Here is a 23336-nt window from a genome sequence, read left to right as displayed (position 1 = left end):
ATACACGTGCCCGCCACTTTTACGATGCCTTAACGTCGTCGGTACATTCGCTGGGCAGGCTCGGCGATGTCAGGCACTGCGATCCGGGGAGAGTCGATCGAATGAGCAAGCCGCACAACGACTCCGCCGCGGCCCCGGATATCCCGCTGAATCTGTCCGGGGTGCCGCCGCTGCCCGAACCGCCCGCCGACGACGGCTCGGCGATCGAACGGCAGGCGACCGACCTCGCGCACGAGACGGCGCGCGAACTGGCCGTCGCCGGACCGGAGGGCTGGCGCAGGCTGGAGGCGTTCTTCGCGCTGACGGTCGCGGGCGGGGTGAGCTACGTCCTGTACCACCTGGACGACGACCTGGTCGCCCGGCTGGAACCGACCGCGGAGATCGTCGACATGGTGCGGCGGCAACGGGAGGTCGCGGCCGGGATCGGCGACGGGCCGTGGTGGCGGATGGTGCTGCGGCTCGACGTCGCGGGCACCCTCGAGGTCGACTACGACTACGGCGACGAGCCGTTCCCGGAGGATCAGCTGCTGGTGCCGGAGGCGTACCTGGCCGACCTGGAGGCGTACCCGCGCGAGCGGCTGCCGGTCTGGCTGGCGGCCTACCTCGGCCACGGCGACCGGCAGTGGCGCTCGCCCGCGGAGGCCGATGAGCGGGCACGGGCGGACCGGGCCGTCGGTCGCGCCGCGGTGCGGTCGACCGACGACTTCCCCGCGCTTCCGGTGCTCTGGTCGCGCTGGGCGGCGATCGCGGCGGCGTTCGTCGCGGTCGGCTCGGCGTGGGGGCCGCGGGTGCTGCCCGCGCTCGGTGTCTTCGAGGGGGCTTCGCGCGGCGGTGCGACGCTGTACGTCCTCCCCGGCGGCCGCGCGGTGCTCTCGGGCGGGGTGTGGAACGCGCCCGAGCTGGACGCCGCCTACAACGACGGCACGCCGCTGCCCGAGCTGTACGCCGGTGCCCCGGCCTGGGTGGCCGGTCAGGTGCTGAACCCGCGGGCGGCCCGCGGCACCCTGTCGTTCTGCTACTGGTGGGAGCGCGGCAGCTGGTTCCGCGGCGAGTCGCCGACCGCCGACCGGCTCACCGCGGCGGTGCCGGGGGTGTGGTCGGCGCAGAGCACCGCCGATGTGATCTGCGGGGTGCTCGGCCCGGACCCGAGCGACCGGCAGCGTGCCGCCGCGGCGGACCTGGTGGCCGCCGCGGAATCCGGGGTGGCGTCACGGGATACGCTCACCGCCCTGTTCACCGACCCGGCCGACGACATCGCCGGGGCGCTCTACCAGCTCTCGCTGGCCGGACTGGTGATGGAGGTGCCCGACCGGCTCTCCCGGGAGCAGGCCATCGCCGCCGTCCGCGCGCACATCGCCGAGCAGGGCATCGACACCTCCGCCTACCCTGTCGACGACCTGGTCGCGGAGCGGCTGACCGTGGGCTGGATGGTCGTCGCGCCGACCGGGCCGGGCGAGATCGCCGTCGGCCGCGCGATCTTCTACATCGCCGACGACGGCGTCATCGAGCAGTCCTCGTCCTCCATCCCGCCCTCGCGCTACGCCGCGGGTTTCGAGCAGCGCTTCCACGACCGCAAGACCGGCGCCGCCGCCGACTTCCGGGTCTGACCTGGGCCGGGGTCAGACCCGGAACGAGTCCACGTCCGGCCAGGCGCCGGTCCAGCGGCTCTGCTGCTCGAGCCACGCCGCGGCGTGGACGCACGTCTCGTGGGTCGTCGCCTCGTCGGTGTCGTAGGTGGAGGTTCGCCTGTTCAGCGTCAGCCTGCGCTCGCGGGCGGGTTCGGCGGGTGGTTCCAGCAGCGAGCGTGCCCACACCCGGTACTCGATCACGTCGGGAGTCTCCCCGTCGTGTTTGACGTGGATCTCCCAGGTCGGCGGGTACACCCGGTAGCCGTCGACCGGCTCGCCGTTGCGCACGGCCTCGTCGTACTCCGCGCCGATGAGCTCCGGGTGCAGGCTGCCGTGCGCGGTGATCACGCCGGTGGCGCGATCGACGACGTAGGTGCCCGCCCCGATCCCCGCCTCCGCGGCGACCTCCTCCTCGGTGAGCACCGGCTGCGCGACCCAGCCGTACTCGCAGCGGAACACCGCGTACGCCCGGTCGGTGTCGAATGCCGTTGCCAGGTAGTGCCGCACCTGCTCCGCGGTGTCGAGCGGCGCGCTCGCCGTCATGCCTGGATTCCGAGCCGCCTGCGGGTCTCCAGTAACCGCGGCAGGTCGGCGGCGAGCTCGCCGATCCAGCCCGTGAAGGTCGACGGCCCCGCGCGTTCCGGCTGTGCCTCCTCGTAGAGCCAGATCGGTGGATCGGGTTCGTCGAGGTCGGCGCCGCGGAAGTACTCGAAGGCGTAGCCCTGGTGGGTCTGCAGGATGTAGGCGTCCTCGAACGGGGCGAAGGAACGATCGTCGTCGTCGGCGACGATCTCGCGGGCCGTCTGCTTGGCTCGGAGCAGCGAGGCGTAGTCCCATTCGCCGTCGCGGCTCAGCCAGTACGGGTTCTTCCCGGTGATCGCGAGGAAGTCGAGGTACGCGGCCGGAAGCGCCCGCACCCCCTGCGCCTGCCGCAGCGCGGCGATCTCCGCGTCGGTGCACCCCCGGATGGCATCCGGCGTGACCAGTCCCCGCCGGATCAGCTGATCGGCGAGTTCGGCCATGAACGGCATGGCGGTCTCCTCACTCGGCTCCGGCGCGCGCCGGGCGGTCTCGTCGGACATTCTTTCATCGGCCCGCGCCGCTCCCCCCGGACGAGGAGCCGGGTTGCGGCACGGGGTCCTTGGGCTTGGCTGATTTGCCCTTCTTCGGGGCGACCCCGCCGGGCAGGCCGAGGGTGGGGCGCTCGAGGTCGAGCGGCGGGTAGGGCGCCACCCACAGGGATTCGAGGTGAATGTGCGGGTACATCTGCTGGAAGCGCTCGATCACCTCCGCGCAGGAGTCGCACGGTGCGTGTTCGACGAACATCCGCACCCGGCCGCGCGCCGGGCTGGTGCCGTCGGGGCCGAGCGGGTAGGTCTCGATCAGCTTCCGGTGCAGGTGCTCGAGCAGGTTGTTCTCGGAGTCGGTCGCCCGACCCGGCTTGTCCCGATGCGCGGGGACGATGGCGTGGTCGGTGACCGGTAGCGCGATCTCCGGCACCGGCCACGGCAGCGAACGGCGCTGCACGCCCCAGACCTTGGCCCCGCTGAACGCCGCGAACGCTCCGGTCTCCGACCCGATCTCGTACTCGAGCGCGCCGCCCATCCGGCCCGGCCCCACCTGCGCCGCGTAGCGCGCGCGCCGATGCAGCTCGGCCAGCCCGTGCACCGCCGGGTCATCGACCCGGACCTGACGTACCGCTGGCGCGGAGCCCTCCGCCGACGACCCGGCGTGCTGCTCCTCCGCCATGCCGTGGCCGGTGTCGGCGGTATCGGCCGGATCGGGGATGCGCAGGGTCGATCCCCGCTGTGCCGCCTGCGTAGCGGATTCGGCCCGCGACGGCCCCGCCCTGCCGGATTTGGGGACGACTCCGTGCGGGAGGCCGAGGGTGGGGCGGTCGAGGTCGAGGGGTGGGTAGGGGACGACCCACCCGACCTGGAGGTCGATGTGGGGGTACATCTGCTGGAAGCGTTCGATGACCTCGGCGCAGGAGTCGCAGGGGGTCTGTTCGACGAGGACCCGGACGTGTCCGGTGGCGGGGCTGGTGCCGTCGGGGCCGAGCGGGTAGGTGCCGACCAGTTTCCGGTGCAGGTGCTCGAGGATGTTGTTCTCGGAGTCGGTGGATCGTTTGGGCCGGTCGCGGTGCAGCGGGATGATGGCGTTGTCGGTGGCGGGCGGCGCGATCTCGGGTGCGGTGTAGGGGAGTCCGCGGCGTCGGGGAGCCCAGGCCTTGCCGCCGCTGAACCCGGCGAACGATCCCGACAGGTCACCGACCCGGTATTCGAGCGCGGCGCCCATCCGGTTGGGGGTCACCTGCGCGATGTAGCGGGCCTGCCGGTGCAGCTCCGCCAGCTCGTACACGGATGGATCGTCCATGTCGATCTGCCGTACCGCGGGCGCTGTCAGCGGTGCCGACGGTTCGGCGAGCTGCTCCGGGAATTGCTCCGGCGACGCGGGTCCGTGCCCGGTGTCCGCCGGTTGGAACGTGTCCTCCGTCGGACGGAGCGTGTCGTCCGCCGGGCGGGATGAGGTGTCGGCCGGGCGGGACGAGGATGGGGCCGGTCGCGATGGCCCGGCCTGCGTCGGCCGGGGTTGTGATGGCCCCGCCTGGGTCCTGGGCTGTCGACCGGATCTGGGGATGACCCCCTGCGGGAGGCCGAGGGTGGGGCGCTCGAGGTCGAGGGGTGGGTACGGGGCGACCCACCCGACCTCGAGGTCGATGTGGGGGTACATCTGCTGGAAGCGTTCGATGACCTCGGCGCAGGAGTCGCAGGGGGTCTGTTCGACGAAGACGCGGACGTGTCCGGTGGCGGGGCTGGTGCCGTCGGGGCCGAGCGGATATGCCGCTACCAGGGTGCGGTGCAGGTGCTCGAGGAGGTTGTTCTCGGAGTCGGTGGATCGTTTGGGCCGGTCGCGGTGCAGCGGGACGATCGCGTTGTCGGTGGCGGGCGGCGCGATCACCGGCGGCTCGCCGGGCAGCCCGCGGCGTCGGGGGGCCCACGGCTTGCCGCCGCTGAACGCGGCGAACGATCCCGACAGGTCACCGACCCGGTATTCGAGCGCGGCGCCCATCCGGTTGGGGGTCACCTGCGCCACCCAGCGGGCGCGCCGGTGCAGCTCCTCCAGCGTGCGCATCGACGGATCGCCCGCCTCGATCTGCCGCACCACCGGCTGCGCGACATCGTCCGCGGGCGAGCGCTGCGCACCGGCCGGGACGAGCGGCACCGGGGCCACCGCTTCGGCGTTCGCCGCCGCGCGCCGCGCGCCCGCCGCCAAGACGACACGGTCGGGGGTCGTGATGATGGCCGAGGTGGCGGCGGTGCGCTCGACGATCGAGGCGGGCAACTCGGTGTAGGTGGCGCCGTCCGCCGGATCCCACCAGACCGGGTCCGATTCCGCGTCCGGGAACACCAGGGCCAGGACGTGGTCCTCCACCGGCCTCCCGGTCTCGGCGCCGGGCGTGTCGTTCCAGCGCACACCGACCCGGGCCATGGTCCGCTCACCGGAGCCGCGCACCGCGTCGTAGACCGCCCGGTACTGCTCCGCGGCCGTCCGCTCCGGTCCGGGGGAGACCTGCTCGGCACCCAGCCAGCGCTCGGCCTGCGCTTCGTCGCTGTTCTCCGGGGCGGTGTCCGCCGGGCCGATCAGCGGGCGCGCGACCTCGGGGTTGCCGAGGAAGCTGGAGAACAGTGCCAGCACCCGGGCCGGGGCGTTGCCCGCCGTCGGGTCCGATCCGGCGATCAGGCGACCGTAGGGGATGCCGCCGGTCGCGTAGGCCGTCGCCGGGTTCTGGAACGGCACGGCGACCCCGTTCCACTCCAGCGCCTGCCGCAGCGCCCTGGTCTCCGCCTCGGTGACCGGACCGTACCGGCCCGGCGTCTGGAAGCTCGACGGTGTCGGGATCAGGTGGCTGTGGCTCGGATCGGCGAAGAAGGCGGGCGCACTGCGCGAGATCAGCTCCCGGGGCGAGCCGCCGACGAGCTCCCTCTCGGGAGCCGCGACATAGGACACGGCGACGGTCGTCGCGGCGATCGACTCCGGGACGCGGTCACCGGTGTAGCCGGTGAGGGGATCCCACCAGACCGGGGCGCGGGAGCCGTCCTCCGGATGCACGACGGCCAGCACCGCGACACTCCCGTCCTGCTGCCGCGCCTCGACGACGGCGACCGAGCCCGGCCCGTACCCGGCCGATGCCAGTACCTCGGTGACGTGATCGAACCGCTCGCCGACCGGGCGGCCGTCGTCCATCGACTGCCACTGCCTGCCGAAGAACCGGGCCACCCGGCGGAGCCGGACCCGGTCGGTCCGCGGGACTCGCTGCGGCGCCCCGCCCGGGTTGAGCCGGTCCCAGGACGGGACGTTGGTGCGCGGGAACCCGAGGAAGGAGGCGATCCCCGCGAGCGCGGCGTCGTACCCGCTGTGGGTCCGACCGGGGCCGGGCGGCCCGCCGAACGTGGTCAGGGTGCCGTACGCGGGGCCGCCGGGCACCGACGAGTACCGGCCGGGATCGCGCCGCGCGACGAACCCCGAGCCGTCCGCCGAGCGCAGGGCGTCCTCGAGCAGACCCCGATGGCTCGCGGCCCGGTCCAGCAGCGCGATGTCGGACGCCGCGAATCGGACCCGGGCGACCCTGTCGACGAACGCGGCGGGCATCGTCTCGTACGTACGTCCGGTCTGGGCGTCCCACCACACCGGCCCCGGAGCGTCCTCCGGGTGGACGATCGCCAGAATATGGGCGTTGCCGTTGGTGACCGGATTGCCGTCCGCGTCGACCGAACCCCATTCCACGCAGACGAATGCGAACGAACCGGTCCCACGATCGGCGATCACGTCCTGGATCATCCGGAACTGCTCGGCCATGGGGGCAGGCCGCTCGGTGAACGTCGCGGGATCGACCAGCTGGTTGCCGAGCCAGCGCTCGGTCGCGGGGTTGCCGGCCAGCGCCGGATGCTCGGGCAGCGGCCCGATCAGGGGGCCTGCGACCACGGGTGAACCGAGGAACGACGAGATGGCCGCGACGGTGGTGGCGGCGCAGTTGCGGAGCCGGCCGAGCAGCCGCGTGCCCGGGCCGTTGACGAGGCGGCCGAACGGTCGTCCGCCGGGGACTGCGGTGTAGGTCGCGGGGTTTCGATACCGGGCGAATCCGCCGCCCGGCGCCGCGAGCGCCGCCTCCAGCGCCTGCTGGTCCGCGGTGTCCACCGACCCGAAGGCTTGCTGCGGGAAGCCCGTGGTCGGCGCGATCGTACGGCTGCCCGGGGTCGGGCGGGTGTGCACAGGTTGGGCGGTCGAGGTGTCCGTGCCGGGTCCGGCGGGCTCCGATTCCGCCGTCCCGGGCAGCAGCACCTCGGCCGTGATCGTGGTGAGTCTCGTGGCCTCGTCACGGGCGACACCGGTGATGCGGTAGCGGGTATCGCGGGCGAGGAGCAGTTCGCTGTCGCGCGGCTGTCCGCCGTTGCTCCCGATCCACAGGCCCGGGGTGCCGGGGGGGACGGTGAGGTCGAGGCGGTAGCTGAACTCGCGTCCGTCGCCCATGGTGGCCAGGTCGGGGCCGACGGTGGTGGACAGGTAACCGGGTTCGTGCTGGGTGGTGCCGACGAGGTCGTCCAGTGCGTAGGGGTACCGCATCCGCCTGCCGTCGCGACCGCGCAGGAATTCGATCTGGTCGATCCCGCGGACGACGCGGATCGGTTCGGTGTTGGGGAGCGGCTGCATCGCTCGGTCGAGGGTGTCGACGGCTCGGCGGAGGGTGAAGGGGTGCGGGGTGGCGGATCCCAGGTAGCGGAGGTACAGCGGTTCGGTGATCTGCCGATAATGCCTGCCGTCGGCCACGAGCTGCGTGTGGGTTGCCGAGGGTGACGCGGTGCCGAAGATCGACTGGAGTGCGCGCGTGGCCTGGTAGGCCCGGGCCGGGTCGGGGAGCACATCGGACGGGTGCGACGGCCCGGTGTGGTAGGCCGCCAGGTCGTCGAGCGAGGGGTCCTGCGAGCCGGTCAGCTCGGTGAGTACGTCGAGGTTTGCGGCGGCGGCACGCTGTCGCTCGTACGTGCGCTGGAGGGCGTCGCCGCCGTCGCGCAGCAGTGTGTTGTAGGCGGGGCTCAGATGATAGGCCCAGACCGCGTGTTTCTGCTCCGCGGTGAGCTGTGGCCAGCGGTCGAGGACGGTTTCGCCGTAGTTGAGGCCGGCGTCCTCGGTGTCGAAGACCCTGGTCCCGGATGGGTCGAGCCGCCCGGTGTCGGTGCGGTCGGTGCTGGACGGGGTCGGCGGGCGGGTGTGGTGCTCCGCGGGCGGATCGAACGTCGCGGGCAGGTCGAGTCGGTCGAGGTGCAGGCGGTAGGGCCTGCCGTCGGCGGTGGTGGCCAGCTGGAGGTCGGCCGGGTTGTCGGGCGAGGCGTAGACCAGGACGAAGGGGGCATCCGCCGCTCCGTGGCGGTAGACGTCGCGCGGCGCACCCGGGCGGAGCACCACCATATTGAGGCCGAGCGCCCGCGCGGCGACGGGGAGCAGGTCGACGCTCATGAGGTGGTCGGTGGGGTGATGCCGGTCGGTGAGGGCATCGAGCAGCAGGCCGAACCGGTCGAGCGCGCGTTCGCGGACCGCGTCGTCGAATCGGTCGATCGAATCCAAAAACTGCTGTTTGCGGGCAGCGGTCGCGGCGATGTCCGCCGCGCTCCTCGGCAAGTCCTCGTCGCTCCCGAGCACCCCGCGTCGGCGGAGCTCCAGCAGCTCGCCGATCTCGCGGAGTTCCCCTTCGGCCCACTCGTTGCGCCAGCGAATCCGGCGCAGGGTCTCGCCCTTCGCCTCCTTCTGCGCGGCCAGCGTGACGCTGCGCAGCAGTTCGAGGTAGGCATCGCGGTCGGCGCGGAGGTGCTCGGCCATGGTGGTCCGTGCCGCCCTGCCGTTCGGCAGCCCCGCGGCGCGGGCGAGCACGTCCAGCAGGCGGTTCCCGTTCTCCGGCAGCGGAGTCCAGGTCGGGTCGCCGGTGTCGTGGCCCGTGGCCGGGGTGCGGAAGTCCGCGGCGGGGTCGGTGCGGTCGCCGCGGGTCATCAGGGTGCGGAGGCGGTCGACGGTCGACGGGCGGGTGTCGGCGCGCGATGCCCGCGGCGCCGACGAACCGGTGAGGCCCTGGACCCGCGCCACGACCCGTCCGAGGCGCCGCGACCCGAGCCGGGGGGCTGGGGCGGTCGCGGGGTGCAGCGCGCTCCCGTCCGCTTCGGGTCCGCGGTCCGGGCGGCCGGGCGGCCGGGTCCGGTCCGCGGGGGCGCCGATGCGGATCCCGGCCGGGAACACCGGAATGGTCCGGCCGGTTCGCGTGCCCGAGCCGGAAACACCGGTGTCCGAACGGGAATCGGGGAGGGGACGGGCGTGGTGGCCGGTTCGGAGCCGCGCCGCCAACGTTCGGACGCCGGTCGGGATGTGCGGGATCGTCGTGCGCGGGTCGTCCCGGCCGATACCGGGTGGGAACAGGGCCGGGGCGACGGCCCCCGTCGGGCCGAACAGGATCGCGTGCACCGCGGCGTACTCGTTCCGGCCGGGCACCGTGTGGGTGGGGTCGGCGTCGTCCTGCACGAGCACCGTGCCGCGGTCGTTGACCATCCGGTAGGCGTGCGCGCCGATGCCGTCCGCGCCGGGGGTGGCGTGCACGCCGACGACGAGCGCCTGCGCGCCCGGCCCCTGGATCATCAGGTTGCGGACGATCGTGGCGGTGTCGGGGAAGCCCTGGAGTCTGCCGCCCGCGGCGCGCTCCAGCTCGCGTCGGGTGCGCCCCGCCACCGGCGGTGGCCCGGTCGGTATCCGGATCCGGTTCCCCGGGAGCGAATCGCGGATTCCGGTCAGCGCGGCGACGACACAGTCCGTGCCGGTCCGCAGCGCCGAGGAGCCGGCGCGGGAGGTGTCGACCGAGTCGACGTCCGTCGACGCTCCGCTCCTGGCAGTGACCTCGGGGAGACCGGCGTCGGGGGTGATCGGCGGTGCGCCGGTCCGCGGGAGCACCGTTGCCGACTCTGGCGAGGTCGCGAGCTGCGGTGATGCGGTACGGACGGTGCCGTCGCCGCGCGCCGGGTCCGGGGTGGGTGCCGCGCCGCGCAGCCGGTCGAGCCGCGCTCGGAACAGGTCGCGGTGGCGCGGGGCGCGCTCCGCCGGGCGCGGGGTCGGTGCCCCGGCCAGACGCTCCGGAAGGGCGCGGACGCGAGAGAGTATCCGCTGGAGGCGGTTCGGCGCGGCCGGACGCACCGGGCCTGCCTGCCGTGTCGCGGTCGTCGCGTTCACCTGGATGCTGCCGTCGGAGAGCGGGGCCGCGCGGTGCGGCGTCATCGGCGGGGTCGGCTGGGTTCCCGGCGCGGCCGTCGAGCGGTCGTCGCCGGTCAGCGCGGTGTCGACGGTGAGGTTCATCGCCTGCGCTTCGTCGGAGACCTCCGGCGTGGCGATGGACTCCACCGACGCGTCGGGCCGAACGGGCGCGGACACCGGGGTGGAGAGGCGCAGGTCCTCGCCGGACGGCAGGTTCCGGAGCGGCTCGACGGCCCGGTGCACTCGGGGGAGTGGATCGAACCGGTGCCGTCTGCGCACCGGCGGCGACGCGAGTTGCCCGCTCCGCTCGGTATTGGTCTCGAGGGGTTTCGCGGCGGTCGTGGTCTCGGCGGTCTGCTGGTCGGTGCCGATCGGCGCCCGGGCGGCAGTGGCCTCGTCGATCCCGGTCTCGATGCTGGAGTCACCCTCGACGGTGGGTCGAGTCTTGACCGGTTCGACGGCGTTCTCGGGCCTCTCGGCGTCGTCCCCGACGCGCGAGCGGCCGTCGGGCACCGTCGGCGCCTTCGGCGCACCCGTGCCGTCGGCGGGGACGGCGAGGTAGTAGTGCTCGCCCGCGACGAGCACCGAGGCGTCCGGCTGTGCCCTGGTGTCCTCGCCGAAGGTCCAACCGTGCGCGATCTGCGTGTTGTGCACCCGCACAAGGCCGACGTTCAGCCGCGCCAGCGCGGTCGCGGCGGCGCGGGGAACCAGGTCGAAGAGGGTGAACTGCCACTGCCCGAGCTGCCGCAGCCGCCGGACCTGCGCGTCGTACGCCGCGCGGGCGCTGTCGACGATGTGCTGCGGGATCTCGGTCTGCCGCCGCTCTTCGGCGGTGAGCCGTTTGCCGCTGGTCAGCGCGGCGGCGTGCAGTTCGAGGAACTGCCGGAAGTACTGGTCGCGCCGGGGCCCGGACAGCTCGTCGGCGGTCATGCCGCGCAGGTGGTGGAGCCGCCGGTCGAGTTCCGCGCGCGAGTGGGCGGGCGCGACGTACACGATTCGTTCGAGGGCGTGGAAGAAGCAGTCGTTGTCCTCGGGCATGGATTCCCACAGGTGCCCCTCGGGTGCGGGCACCGACTCGACCGCGGCCGATCGCGGACCCGCGACGCGGAAGGTCGCCGGTGGCGGGACGGCGCGGTCACCGTCCTCCGAGCCGGTCACCCTCGCCTTGCCCTCGGCGCCGGCCTCGACCCCCGCCGCCTTGCCCTCCGCGGCCTTGCCCTCCGCGGCTTTGCCTTCCGCAGTCGTGCCTTCGTCTGCCTTGACCTCTGCGGCCTTGCCTTCCGCGGCTTTGCCGTCTGCGGCTTTGCCGTCTGCGGCCTTGCCTTCGGTGCCGTTCGACCCGCTCTTCGGCGCCGCCGTGCTGTCCGCCGGTTCCGGTGTCTTCGCGGTCGACGGCGGTGGCTCGATGGTGCGCAGCACCATGTCGCCGGTGACCCACACCGTCCCCTGCGGACCCCGCACCTCCACGAGCGCGACGGTGCGCAGCCGGAAGCCGTCGGTCGGCGCGTTGGTGCGCCAGAGATTGCGCCGGACGCTGCCGACGCCGTTGTCCCCGCCCTTGTGCTGGCTCTGGCCGCCGATGGGAAGGGAGGCGATCCCCCCTCGGAAGTTCTGCTCGGAGAGGATCGGACCGGTGTAGCTGGCGCCGAGCCCGACGGTCGTGCTGTGTTCTTCGCTGGAGAGCATGCTGTCGACCGAGAATTCGAAGCGATCGATGGCGATCGACGTCGCGGAGTCCTCGGCGCGGGGCGAGTACAGGCTGACCTTGATCTGGACGCCGTCCACCGTGACCTCCGCCGCGTGCGGCCGCGGCTCGGGCACGGTGCCGGACGGGTCGACGTTGAGCAGCGGCGCGGTGGACTGCGGGCCGAGCCGGGTGAAGTCGCCCTTCGCCACCAGGGTGACGAGCCGGTTGTAGGTCGCCTCGGCGGAGCGGGTGCCGTCGTTGCCGTGCAGCGCGGGATCGACGGTCAGCAGTGCCGCGGCGAGTTCCGGCGCCGCGTCGAATTCGCGGATGTCGAAGGACAACTCGGGAACCCAGGGGGTGGTCGAGAGCAGGGCTCTGGTATCCGCGGGTACCTCGTCGGCGGGCTCGACATGGGTGTTGGCTTCGAGATCGATCTCGTCCGCCGGGCGCTCGGTGTCGCGGATCCGGGCGGGACGCAGTTCGGGCGCGGCGGGGTCGAATCCGAAGATCGCCGGTCGGGTGCGCTGGAGCTCGGGCACCGAGCCCGCCCCCGGCAGCGGTTTGGTATCCGAGACGTGCAGCCGCACGTGCGAGGTCGAGCGGACCGTCGAGGATTCGGTCACGGTCGGCGGCGGGAGTTCCTCCGGGACGAGGCCGTGCGCGACCCCCAGTTGCTGCCCGCCGAGGATCAGCAGGTCGCCGACCTTGTCGGCCACGTACGTCAGCAGTGCCTCGGTCAACGGGCGGGAGTCGACGGTGACGGTGTACTCGGTCGGCACCTCGAATTCGTACTGCGCGTCGGAGCTGCGCTGCCAGGCGCTCAGGTCGCGGGTGGAGTTCTGCACGTCGCCGTGCGTGCTCGAGCGTTCGACGCCGAAGGTGACGGCGGGGCGGTGGCCGCGGTCCTTGGTCTCGGTGCCGGTACTGCGCCCGCCGAACGTGACATCGAGCTGGTTGCCCCGCGACCGGGTGGTCCCGACGCTGGTCGCCTCCGGTTCCAGCAGGGCGTTGCCGTCGGCGCGGATATGCCGGTGCACGTTGTCCAGGGCGGCGGTGCGCGGCACCTGTTTGCCCTCCAGCGTCGCCAGGGTGGTGCCGTCGGGCATGTCGGCGTCCCGCCGGGGGCGGGTGCTGAAGTTGACCCCGACGAGCTTGGGAAAGAGCCCGCTCCGGTCGATGTAGTGGAAGGTGTGCTTGCCCTCGGACCCGGCATTGGCGAGGTTCCGCACGCCGAAGCTCGTGGTGTGCTCGTTGATCAGCGTGGCGACGCCGGGGTGGTAGTTGTTCGAGCCGACGACCGTCGCGCCGGGCGACATCTTCTCCACCAGCGCCGTCGCGGTGTCCTCGAGGGCGCCGCGGCCGTCCTCGAAGACGACCTCGGTGACCGAGCCGAAGGAGAGCAGCCCCTTGGCGGTCTCCGGGTCGTCGGTGCGCGCGCCCGCGTAGGCGTCCGGGAGCAGGCGGCGCTCGGTCGCGACCGAGGTCCCGTCGCTCTGCTGCACCGTCTCCTCGGGGAGGACCGGGTCGGCGACCTTGTTGTCCGCGGCCCACTGCTGCACGAGGCGCAGGTATTCGGGATGGTTGTGCAGGTCGTTGTCGGTGAGGAAGAACTCGAGCCTGCGCGGCGCGTCCACGAACCGCGTCCTGGAGGCGTACGGCTTGCCCTGCGCGAGCCCGCTGAGGAAGTTGCGCAGCCCCACCTTGACGTTGACGCGGTAGTGGCCGTCGGCGGTGAAGCGGTAGACGTTGCCGCCGTAGTCGGAGGTGACACGCATGGTGTCGGTGGCGTCGCCCTTGGTGACGGACTTGCCGGTCGAGTCGAAGCCGTGCCAGCCGCCGCTGGGGCGGAAGCTGCCGTCGGACTGCGCGCCGTAGGCCCCCTGCACATTGATGCCGCCCGCGTTGCCCCTGGTCTTCGTCTCGGTGTCGGCGGTGGTGTTGGTGTTCTCCAGCCAGTGCTCGGTGTCGATCGGCACCACGCCGAGCACCTCGATGTTGTCGAAGTAGCCGCGGATGTCGACGCTGTAGTCCGTTCCGGCGACGCCACCGGGGATCTCGCTCTCGAACTTGAACGAGTCGCGGAAGATCATCGGCGCGAACGAGGTCGTGTGGTGCGGCGACAGCGAGGTGTGCAGCGCCGACTGGACCGCCGAGGTGGGGTGCTGCACCGGGTCGCCGAACGCGGTGCGCCACATCCACCGGCCGAGCCCCGCGGCCCGATCCCACACCCAGTGCCCGAGGTCGGACCAGGTGGGGCCGGTGTCGCCGGCGTCGGAGCGCTCGTCGTCCGCGCGCCAGGCGCCAGGCACCGGCGGGGTGTCGTCGGATTCGTCGTCCGAGTCGAGGAGGGTGGGGCGGGGAACATCGGTGAGGTCGATCTCGACGAACTCGTCGGAGCCGTCGGTGCGCGGGAACGTCGGGCCGCCCGCCGCGCTCGGCCGACCGGACTCCGTGTCCGAGTCGAGGAAGGTGGGGCCGCGCCCGCCGGATCGGCCGGATTCGTCGTCGGAGAGCAGGAAGGTCGGGCCGTGGCCGTCGCCGGGCAGTGTGGATTCGCCGTCGGTCAGCAGGAAGGTCTCCGGGTGCGGGAGATCCGTGATGTCGACCTCGCCGTCCGAGGTCAGCGGGAGCAGCTGGTTCGGTGGCGGCGGGGCGGGCCGGTCCGGGGGCGCGGGGAACGGCGGGGCCGCGGTGTCGCGGTCCGCGAGTTCGATGCTCTCCTGCTCCGGCGCCCGCGCACCGAACCACCTGCGGACCGCCGCCGACCACGGGCCGGACGGGAGGTAGGCGCCGGGGTTCCAGCGGGAGCCCGCGGTGGTGCTCGGCGCGGCTTCGGACTCGGTGCCGCTGTCGGCGGGGGTGCCCGGGTACTCACCCGGCAGCGGCGGGCGGTTGGGGTCGTCCAGTTCCGCGGCGGCTTCGCGCTCGATATCGGCGACGAGCTCGAGCGTCGCCTCGTGCAGGATCTCGCCGACCGGATGGCCGGCGATCACGGCGCTGAGCGGGAGCCTGCCGACCCCCTTCTCGATGGCGGCGTCCGCGGCGAGGCCGAGCTTCTCGGTGAACTCGGCGCGGGCGTCGTCGTCGACGTCGGTATCGGCCCGGATCACCGGGTCGGGTAGCCGCCCTGTGCCCTCGGTGGGCGTGGTCAGGTAGGTGGGAACGGCCAGGCTGATCGCGCCGGTGCCCTCGATCGGCGCCGGGCCGGGGCCGTGGCTGTAGGCGATCTCCACGACGTACCTGGTCGGCACACCGAAGATCTGCAGGCCGGGCTCGCGCGCCTTGGGGCCGGGGCTGAAGGTGTAGTTCTCCTCGGCGAGGTTGTGGCCGCTGACGGTGGTCTGCGAGGTGTCGCCGGTCCGGTCGTAGGAGCCGTTCAGGCTGGCGAGTGCCTCGCTGCCCTCGACGTCGAACGGGTTGGTGAAGGCGAAGCCCGCGCCCGCGTCCCAGGCGAACGGCGTGTGCTCGGAGCGCTCCTCGCTCGCCAGGATGATGCCGGAGTAGTTCATCGTCTGGATGTGCGGGATCATCCAGTCGTGGGTGACGCCCCGGTGTGCATTCTGCTCGGGGTCGTAGCGGCCGTCCGCGGTCGCGTAGTCCCGGACGGCCTTGATGGTGACGGTGATGCGCTCGGTGTCGAACCCGTTCGATTTCTCGAAGACCGTCCGCGAGCCGCCCTGGATCATCTCGTCGACCGTGCCGAGGCGGTTCAGCCTGGACGTGATCTGGGTGAGTTTGCGGTGGTTCTCCAGCAGTTGGCTCTTCGTGGCGTCCGAATCGAGGGTGTTCGATCCCTCGGTCCGCGGCGGCAGGAAGTTCTTGTCCGCCAGGTAGTTCTCGATCCCGTCGAGCACGGGCTGCGGGATGTCGTTGCGCAGCGGGGTGGTCAGCAGCCCGAGTTGCTGCAGGTGCAGCAGGTCCGGTGGCAGGTAGCGGCGTTGTTCGGCGGTGGGTTTGCTGCCCAGCGACGCCTTCGACGGCACCAGCATGTTGATCGGGTACCGCTTCCCCGGCGTCGGGTCCGTCGCCGGGTTCGCCGGGGCGAGCGGGGAACCGGCCTGCGGCTGCACGGGCGGCCCGCCGGGCCGGACGAAGGTCACCCTGATGTCCAGGTCCGGGGTCGTGTGCAGCAGGTGGGCGACCAGCCGCAGCGCGCGCGAGGTGTAGGCCCGCCCGCCGTAGGCGATGGAGTGGTTGTGCCGCTGCGCCGCCCCGACCTTGACCGGGGTCAGGTTGGCCCCGATCGTCGGGTACGAGGTCTTCTCGTCGGGCTTGGCGCGGCCGAGGCCGAAGGACAGCGCCAGCGATCCGCCGATGGCGTTGGCGATGGTGGAGGTGGCGAGGGTGCGCAGCGCCCGCAGCACGTTGTACTCCAGCCGGGAGGCGCCCGCGGTGGTGGTCGGCCCGGTGAGCTGCTGCCCGCCGTGGAAGGCGGGGATCTCCACCTGGAAGAAGCCGAGCGGCGTGCCGTCCTTCGCGTAGAGCGTCGGGGACGGCACCGCGCCGCCGTGCATCATCGGGATGTTGCCGCGGAAGTTCCCGCCGAAGAACTCGCGCAGCTGGGACGCGGAGTTGCTGGACAGGTTCCGCACCTGGTCCGGGAAGGACGCCATGACATCGGCGAAGAGCCGATCGTGGTGCGGGAAGTCGAGCGGTCCGTAGAACGGCAGCTCCTCCAGTGACAGCGGCGCATCCGGGTCGGCGGGGTCGCGGCGCTGCGGCGGGGGGACGGTCGCGTCGTCCGCCGGATCGACCACCGGCAGGCCGGGGCTCTCGTCCAGGTACTTGGGGAACCAGGCGACCAGGTCGTCCGGCGCGGGCTCCGGGATGCGCGTCCACCCATCGGCGACCGGCAGGTCCGGTGCGAGCACCCCGGCCACGCCGTCGTCGTTGAGCCGGATCTCCCACAGCATCTCGTAGTCGTGCGGGACGGCCGCGGCCTCGGTGCTGCGCTTCTTGATGATCGACTGGATGGTCGAGAAGACCGAGGCGCCCGAGGAGAGCTCGTTGTGCGTGAAGTCCGGCCGGAAGGTCAGCCCCATCCGGAGGAAGGTCTTGTCGAACATGTTCCACAGCCCGCTGAAGGTGAGCCCGAACGAGCGCAGGTTGTGGCTGCCCGCGGTATCGCCGGTCTCGACGGCGCCGTAGGTCCAGCGCTGGGTGCTGACCGTCGGGCCGGTGCTCGGCCGCGAGCTGTCGCGGGCGCGCAGCTGCAGGCGCAGGAACGCCGGGAACGGCCGTCCCCGGTACTCGACGGCCAGCGGCATGCCGGATTCGCTGAGCAGCCGGTCGTACTCGGCGGTGGTGAGCCGGGAGGTGAGCTTCCGTTCGACCTCGGCACGGAACTTCGGGTCCGGCGCTCCCGCGGTCTCGACCGGCTTCGTGCCGCCGAGCAGGCGATCGACGCGCGCGGCGATCGGGCCGGTGGAGAGCATCGCGTCGACGTCGGCCTTGAACGTGTCGTCGGCGTCGATGGTGTTCAGCCTGGCCCGGATCTGCTCCGGGGTCGCGTCCGGGGTGAGCTCCCTGACCTCCCGCAACCACTGCGCCGCCGCGAACTCGCCGCCCCTGCTCTCCACCATCCGCACGACGTGCCCGCGCAGCCATTCGATCGTGCGCTGCGGGATCGGCATGACGTGGACCAGCTCCTCCGCGCCACGCCGCTGCGCGCCGAACTCCAGGACCGGTTCGCTCAGCGGGCGGTGTCCGATCACGGTCTCCGCGGGCAGCTCCTCCGGATGCTGCGGGACGATGAAGGCCGGCCGGCCGTTGGCGTCGAAGAGGGCGGCGTGGGTGCCCGCGAGCTCGCGGGGCGCGTGCGGCGGGAAGGCGCGGGTGTCCGGGTCGGCGGGGTCGCGGACCTCGATCGCGCCGTCGTCGCCGACCCGGAGCAGGTAGGCGTGCGCGCCGATGCCGGTGGTGTCGGCCGGGCCGCGGTAGTGGTCGACCACAAGGGCGACCGCGCCCGGGCCGAGCGGGGTGAGCTGGGCGGCGATGTCGTCGTGGTCGTGGAAGGGGCGCAGCGGTGCGCCCGCGTGGTCGGCGAGGGTGTCGGCGGTGATCCCGGTGGTCTCGGTGCTCGGCAGCCGCGGTTGCGGGCGCCCCGTGAGGTCCGCGAGGCCGCGCAGCGCGAGGACGCCGCAATCGAGGGTGCCCGGCGTCACCACCGGCTCCTCCGAGCCGCGGTCGGTGCGGTGCTCCGGGCCGATCACACCGGTGCCATCGGTGATCGGCGCGGGCCGCCGTGGCGTCGCGGTGGTCTCGGGTGTCGTGGCCCTCTCGGGTGTCGTGGTCGTCTCGAGGGGCGCGGTCCTCTCAGGTGTCGCGGTCGACTCAGGTGTCGTGGTTGTCTCGGGTGTGTCGGTGGTCTCGGCGAGCGAGGCGGAGTCCGCCGGGTGCTGCTCGGGTTCCGTGCGCGGGATCGGGGGCGGGGTGGCCGGGCGCTGCGAGTCGGTGCCCTCCGTCGTGGGCGGCGCACGCGGGAGATCCGACTCCAGGGTGTGGGCGCGCAGCAACTGCTGCTCCACCGCCGCCTTCTGCAGCGGCGTGGCGATGTCGCGCAGATCGTTCTCGGCGGTGGCGAGCGCGGACCTGGTCTGCTCCACCCGCGCCTCGGTCTCGCCGGTACCGCCGTCCCGGTGCGCCGCGGCGGCATCGCGATGGTCGGCCGCCGCCTCCTGATACCGCGTGATGTAGGTGGTGACGCGCGCGTCGGGCGCCGCGCTCCGGTAGTCCTCCGGCGAGACGTAGTGCACCGCCTCGCCCGGCGTGCCACCGGTCGCCCAGTCCCCCTTCGGGTTCCCGCTGCGCGCCGCCCGCGTCTCGGCCTGGTGGTTCACCCGCTCCGAGTAGGCAGGGCCACCGCTGATCTTGACCTTCAGCCCACCGTTCGCGATCGCCTCCGCGGACGGAGTGATGTCGACACCGCGCCCCATCATCTTGTTGCCGAGAATGATCCGGCCCATCTCCCCGCCGCCCGCGATGATCCGCTGCAGTTCGTCGTTGGCCCGGTCCTTGCTGCCGTGCGCATCGACCCACGCGACATCGAGCTTGTCGTAGGCCACCACGATCCCGCGCTCGGCCGCGGCCCGGTCGAGCGCCGCGGAGAGCCGGGCCACATCGGCGTTGTCCATGGCGATCGCGAGCTGTGGCGAGCCCTGCTGCTCCAGTTCGCCGGTCTCGGCGTTCCGGACGAAGGCGGTGTCGAGGATGTCGTCCGCCATGGCCGCGAACTTCTCCTCGCCGGACAAGAAATGCCTGGCGTCCGGGGTGCTGAGCTGCGACTTGAAGTACCGGTCCACCTTGGCGATCGGCCCGGTGCCGTACTCGCTGTGCATGGCGTCCTCGACGCCGCGCGGATTCCCCTCGGAGGGGGTGAGCAGCGTCCCCGACATGCCGGTGATGTGCTCGAAGTGGCCGCCGGTGAAGATCTGCTTGCCGGTGATGCTCAGCGAGTGCTGCGAATCCGCGGTGATGGCGAGCTCGTTCATCGCCTCCAGGTACTTGGCGAACCCGTTCCACCGGCTCGAGCTCTGCTTCTCCGGATCGTCCATGACCTGGTCGTTGGTCTGCGAGGCGATGATCTTGATCTTGCCGTCGGCGCTGACGTGGTAGTCCGAGTCCCGCTCCGGACCCCACCGCGCCTGGGCCGCGTGCGCGAACTCCGCGGCGTCGGCATCGCTGATCGGCCGGTCCGGGCCGAGCATGTCGGCGAGCCGGGCCCGGCCCTCCGGGGTGAGCCGGGAGTCGAAGATGCCGCGCCGCTCCGGGTCCTTGCCGAAGTCCGCCGGACCGAGCACCCCGCGCTGCTCGGCCTCGCGCAGCGTGCCCCAGATCTCGTGCACCCGCTGCGCGAACGCGTCGGTGGCGGGCCCGGCCTTCCCGGGTGAGAGCACGTAGTGGGTCTGTTCGTCGATCAGCTGCGCGTCGATCTCGTCGATGATCAGGTTGCCGCCGGGGAACGGCTGGAAGCGCTCGGACACGTCGAACTTCGCGGCGGCGGCGTCGAGCAGCTCGGTGTATTCCCGCAGCGACGGCGCCGCCTCCAGCTCCGCGCGCAGCTGCGTCAGCTCCGCGGTGGGCATCCCGGCCGCGGTCAGCCGGTCGACCACGGCCTGCGCCTCCTTGACCGCCCGGAAGCCGTAGTCCTGGGCGGTGCCGACGACGATCAGCCTGCGCCCGTCGACCCGCTCCGGGAACGGCTGATCCGAATCGAGGCGGTACACGTCGATACCCAGCCCGCGATCGCCCGCGACCAGGTTCTCGAACTCGTGCTGCATGTGCACGACGAGCGGATCGCTGCTGGTCATCACATGCGCGATCCCCGTCTCCAGCACCGTGCGGGTGGCCCGGGAGATGGCAGTCAGCTCCTTGCCCTCGCCGGTGTCCATCTCGACCGGGCCGTGGTGCATCAGGATCTCGGCGGTGAGCTGCGTCCAACGCAGCACCTTGCCGCCCGGGCCGCCGATCTCGCCGCCGGTGCCGCGGCGGAACAGCTCGATCTGGGCGGCTCGGGAATCCTTCTCCGAACCGGTCAGCACGCGCTGCTCCAGCTCCGCCGGGCTCAGCGTCGCCAGCGGCCCGGACCTGTCCTTCCCGGCCTGGATCTCGTAGTGCGCCAGCAGCGCCTCGGCCGCCGCCTTCGCGGCCGCCACCCGCTCCCGGCGCACCAGCGGGAAGGCGTCGTCCCGGCTGATCTGCCCGTCCTGGAACGCCTGCCAGGTGTCGGTGCCCGCGGTCTTCGCGGCGGCCATCAGGTCGTCGACGGCCGCCTCGACCGTCTCCCGGTGATCGGCGACGGCCTGGGTGTGCACCGCGCGCGCCTCGGTGATCAGGACCGCGTCGCCGGTCGCCTCGGCCGCCTCGACCGCCTGCCCGGCCCGGTCGACGCTGCCCGCGGATCGTTCGATGGTCTGCCGCACCTGCTGCTGGTGCCGCTCGGCGTGTTCCTGCGCGGTGACGTGGCGCTGGTACCCGCCGGGATCGCGCTTCGGCGGCGCGGGGTCGGCGGGCGGCTCGCCGAATCCCCGCTGGTCGCCGGGGCGGGGGAGCTGCGTCGCCTGGTCGGCGGTCACCGAGCTCTGGACGGGTGTGCTCGGCGCGGCGGTGAGCGGGGACGCCGGTGCGCCCGGCGTCGGGGACAGGCCGGTGCGGATCTCGCCGCCCGCCGGACGGCCGTCCGGGTGGTAGAGCACGGCGGTGACCGCGCCGATATCGCCGCGGCCGCGGAAGACCAGCGGGGACTGCTTCCCGGTCGCGGGATCCCAGACCCACGGGTTGTCGTTGCGGACCGACATCACCACGGCCCTGGCGCCGACACCGTGCCGATCGGCCGGGCCGGGCGAGGTCTCGATGACCGCCGCCCTGGCGCCGGGGCCGAGTTCGCGCAGCGCGTTGCCGACCGCCTCGGGGCCTGCGAAGGTCAGCAGGGTGCCGCCGGAGCGGCTCTCGAACTCCCTGGCGTCCATGCCCTGCGGGCCGGTCGGCGCGGTGGGCGGCTGGATGACGCCGCTGTTCGGGAAGCCCGCGGCCAGGTGGTGCAGGACCTGGCTGCTCGATTCGGCCCCGATTCGGTGCTGCTCGAGCGGGGCGTCCCCGGTGGACTCGTCGCCGGTGAGCGTGGCCGGGTCCACCCGGTCCGTGAATTCCGGTGCCAACGGTTCGTCCCCGGGGCGGAGCGGGGCGCCCTCCGGGTCGGGCTGCCCGAGCGCACCCTCTTCCTCGCTGATCCGGCCGTCACCGTCCCGGTCGTCGACCTGCAGTGGATCGTCGCCACCCTCGACCGGGGTGAGCGGCGGTTCGTCGTTCTGCTCCACAGCGTCGTGGAACGGGTCGCCGTTTTGCTGCTCAGTGACGGACTGGAGTGGGTTCCCGTTTTGCTCGGTGGGGGACTGGAGCGGGTTCCCGTTCTGCTCGGTAGGGGATTGAAGCGGGCTGCTGTTCGGGTCGGTCGAAGTCTGAAGCGGGTTCCCGTTCTGGTCCACGACATCGTGGAGCGGGTCCCCGTTCTGCTCAATGGGGGACTGGAGCGGGCTGCCGTTCTGCTCGGTGATGTCGTGCAGCGGGTTCGCGTTCTGCTCGGTGGAGATCCGGAGCGGATCGCCCTCCTGGATCGGACTATCGAGCCGATCGCCGCCGTTCGACTCGGCGACGAGCGGGGTGCGCTGCTCCTGCTGGGCCGCGAGCGGCGGGTCGGCGCTGCGGACCCCCTCGGCGGTGCCGGGCCGCGATTCGGAAACGGACTGCGCATCGTGCTGCGTGGACACGCTGTTCGCGTCGTGCACACTGCCCGCGCGGAACTGGTCGGTCCCATTGGCGGCGAAGGTGGCGTCGACCGGCGCCACATTCGCGCGGGATACCGAATTCTCCGTCCCGTCGGTGCGCACCGGCCCGGACCTGGACGAGCCGTCCGCGATGGCGGCCGCCGTCGAGTAGTCCCGCGGCGCTGGGGCGGGCCGCGCCTGCGCCGCGGTCGAGTCCGCCCGGCCCGGCGCGACCGGTCCGGGCGGCGTCCGCCCGTTGACGGTCGAGGCCGGTTCGGCGGGCGCCTGCCCCGGCAGCCCCCCGCCGGTGTGCTGACCGCCGGTCGTGAGCGCCGTCGGCGCCGTCGGGGCCCCGCCCACCTGCGGAGCGGTGCCGTCGCGGTACGGCGGCGGCGGATCGTCCAGCACGTCGTCGCTCGGCGCCCCGTCCTTCTCGTCGGACTTCCCCTCGAGTGCGAGGTTCTGGTGCGCGGCGACCGCCTGGTTCTGGAAATACCCGGACACCCCGTGCATTCCGCCCGCGATACCACCCGCGACACCACCGGCCAGCGCCGCCGGATCGAACTCCCACTGCCCGGTGATCGCCCCGTACCCGACCATGCTCGCGGTGGCGCCGACGAGGCCTGCGGGGATACCGGCCCCGATGCCGATCAACCCCCCCTTCCACCAGGTCATCTCACCGTGCTTGCTGACGACCCCGCCGAGGTACTTGCCCCCGAGGTGGCCGATCGGCGCGGCGACGCCCGCGGCGAAACCGCTCACGGCGCCGCTGACGAGGAACTGTGTGGTGTCGAAGTCCTCGCGGGTCCCCTTGGCGAGCTGGATTCCCTGCGCCAGCCCCTCGATGCCGAGCCCGAGCGCGGTCTCCTGCAGAATCTCGATGCCGGTCATCTTCCACAGCGGCATATCGGCCATCTTCGCCGCCCGCGAGGCCATGTGGCTGGCGAGCCGGGCGGCGATCTGCGACATCACGCCCATGCCCGCGGCTTCGATGATGGGCACCGTCCACGCGCCCCAGGCCGAGGCCAGCGCCCAGAGGATCTCGATCGCCATCACCGCGAGCGTGATGACGATCTGCAGCTTCGCGTACTCGACCTGCGTGCCGCAGTCGAACGCCGCCTTCGCCAGCCCCTCCAGCCCCTCGGCGATCTTCTCGATCGAGGAATCGCCGGAGAAGAAGTTCTGGAACTGGGCCACCATCTGCTCGGCGCCCTCGCCCGAGTAGTTCTGCGTCGCGGTGTCGGTGGCCGTCCGCAGCAGCGGGATGACGGCGGTCAGCGCGGTCGCGGCGTCGGTCCAGTCCTGGCTGAGCGCGAAGAGCTGGTCCTCGTCACCCTGCGGCCAGGACGCCCCGGCGAGGTAGGACAGCCACTGCAGCTCGGGCGGGATCTCGATGCTCAATGCTCAACCGACCTCGCGCTCTCCGCCCTGTCCCGCCCGGGGCGGATCGACCTGACGAACGGTACCGCAGTA

4 protein-coding genes are annotated in these 23336 nt (G+C 72.6%); 1 reads left to right on the top strand and 3 read right to left on the bottom strand.

The genetic code is table 11. From position 1 onward, the window contains the following. Positions 1 to 101 precede the first annotated feature (101 nt). On the top strand, positions 102 to 1607 hold the full coding sequence (locus ACFUUZ_RS04795; RefSeq protein WP_378692562.1) for a hypothetical protein: 1506 nt from the start codon (positions 102 to 104) through the stop codon (positions 1605 to 1607). A 12-nt stretch (positions 1608 to 1619) separates the two neighbouring features. Here the strand turns inward: ACFUUZ_RS04795 and ACFUUZ_RS04790 are convergent, their stop codons facing one another. The 3 genes from ACFUUZ_RS04790 to ACFUUZ_RS04780 are packed head-to-tail and all read right to left on the bottom strand — an operon-like array spanning position 1620 to position 23264. Then, on the bottom strand, positions 1620 to 2171 hold the full coding sequence (locus tag ACFUUZ_RS04790) for a hypothetical protein (RefSeq protein WP_378692560.1): 552 nt from the start codon (positions 2169 to 2171) through the stop codon (positions 1620 to 1622). Beyond that, the gene (locus ACFUUZ_RS04785) at positions 2168 to 2710 is read right to left on the bottom strand and encodes a hypothetical protein (protein ID WP_378692558.1); all 543 of its coding nucleotides are present in this window, start codon (positions 2708 to 2710) and stop codon (positions 2168 to 2170) included. Before ACFUUZ_RS04785 ends, ACFUUZ_RS04790 begins: the two co-directional genes overlap by 4 nt. Positions 2711 to 2714: 4 nt before the next feature. After that, positions 2715 to 23264, bottom strand: coding sequence for a toxin glutamine deamidase domain-containing protein (locus ACFUUZ_RS04780; RefSeq protein ID WP_378692556.1), 20550 nt, complete (start codon positions 23262 to 23264; stop codon positions 2715 to 2717). Positions 23265 to 23336: the final 72 nt, after the last annotated feature.

The sequence above is a fragment of the Nocardia sp. NPDC057353 genome (genome assembly GCF_042667085.1).
GTDB lineage: Bacteria > Actinomycetota > Actinomycetes > Mycobacteriales > Mycobacteriaceae > Nocardia.
This window is presented reverse-complemented; position numbering and strand designations above follow the sequence as displayed.

Coding starts and splice junctions, on each gene's coding strand:
- ACFUUZ_RS04795 (WP_378692562.1), top strand. CDS start 102: ATGAGCAAGCCGCACAACGACTCCGCCGCGGCCCCGGATATCCCGCTG.
- ACFUUZ_RS04790 (WP_378692560.1), bottom strand. CDS start 2,171: ATGACGGCGAGCGCGCCGCTCGACACCGCGGAGCAGGTGCGGCACTAC.
- ACFUUZ_RS04785 (WP_378692558.1), bottom strand. CDS start 2,710: ATGTCCGACGAGACCGCCCGGCGCGCGCCGGAGCCGAGTGAGGAGACC.